The following is a 1,315-nucleotide window of genomic DNA, read 5'->3' on the forward strand; positions in this document are numbered from 1 at the left end:
GTTGGAGCCCGGCGAACAGGAGACTAGTGGCGGGCTGTCGGTGCGCACACTCCTGTCGTATGTAATTCGGACCGAGACCCCCAAAGACCCATTAAAAATGATCGCGCAACAGAGTGCGACCAGCAGTCGCGAGCACGTCGCGTTTCTACTCGGGTTGGACTGGGAAGTGATCCGCGATCTAGCCGCTGTGAAGAAGGGACTCGATCAGCTGAAGGCCATCACAGCGGCGTCTAAGGAGGGACTGGTCGCTACGCTGCGCCCCGAGGACGATCTCGTACTCGAGCGTGCTGCTTTTAAGAACGAGGCTGACGAGTGGCGGCAACGCATTGCAGGGTTCCGCATCCTCGAGGACCCGAACTCGCTTGTCGCTCGTGCCAACCAGCTGACGGCGCAGATCAGCCCTCTACGGGACGCGGCGGTCGTCGATCGACGCATGCGCGAACTTTACGTCTCATCTCTTTCCGAGACGCCAGATGCCGGCGCCAGCGCTCTACCCGTCGAAGAGCTTTTCAGCGCGGCCGGTGTGATCCTGGCCGACGGTTTTAGGCGCCAAGCCAGCGAGGTCCGCGACTTCCATGCCGCCTTGCTCGCGAACCGGCGTCTATTCCTGCGCAGCGAAATTGACGCACTCGACGAGCGCATCAGAGCACGTTCATCGGAACTGTCGCGCCTCGATGAGCAGCGCGACGGCGCTCTTCGGACGCTCGATGCGGGAGGCGCACTCGCTGAGTTAAATGAGATGCGCGAGGAGCTGAGCGACATCGAAGTTCGCATGGCCGCATTGGACCTTCAGATTGAACAGGCGCGCGAGCTGGTCACCCGCCGCGAAGAACTCAAGCTCGAGCAATCCACCAAGCGAAACGAGGCGAACCGCTACCTAACGACCTCGCGTGAGAAGCTGGACCGAATCAGCGACCGGTTCAGCCAGAAGATGCGACAGCTGTACGGCAAGGACGCCGCCCTCACGGTTTCTGTCGATGACGCCGGCTACAAGTTCGCGATCCGCGCATCCGGTTCCGGTAGCAGTGGCGTCGACAGAATGACGTTGTTCTGTTTCGATCTCACGATGCTCGAAGAAGGAATTGCGACCAAGCATCACCCCGACTTTCTTGTGCATGATTCCGTTGTTTTTGACGGAGTCGATCCTCGACAGCGAGCCGGCGCATTGCAGTTCGCGCAGGCGATGGTGGAGTCCACAGGGGGGCAGTACATCTGCACAATGAACAGTAACGACGTACCAGATGAAGTCCTTGATCAGGACTGGTTCAAAGTCGGTGTTATCCGCACCGTCCTTGACACGGAACCCGGTGGACTG

1 protein-coding gene is annotated in these 1,315 nt (G+C 59.8%); it reads left to right on the plus strand.

Annotation, left to right across the window (positions count from 1 at the left end):
- Nucleotides 1-97 precede the first annotated feature (97 nt).
- Nucleotides 98-1,315: DUF2326 domain-containing protein (locus tag JF66_RS18600; protein ID WP_156109920.1), on the plus strand; the 1,218-nt coding region annotated here is incomplete at its 3' end.

Source organism: Cryobacterium sp. MLB-32 (genome assembly GCF_000738085.1).
Taxonomy (GTDB): Bacteria; Actinomycetota; Actinomycetes; order Actinomycetales; family Microbacteriaceae; genus Cryobacterium.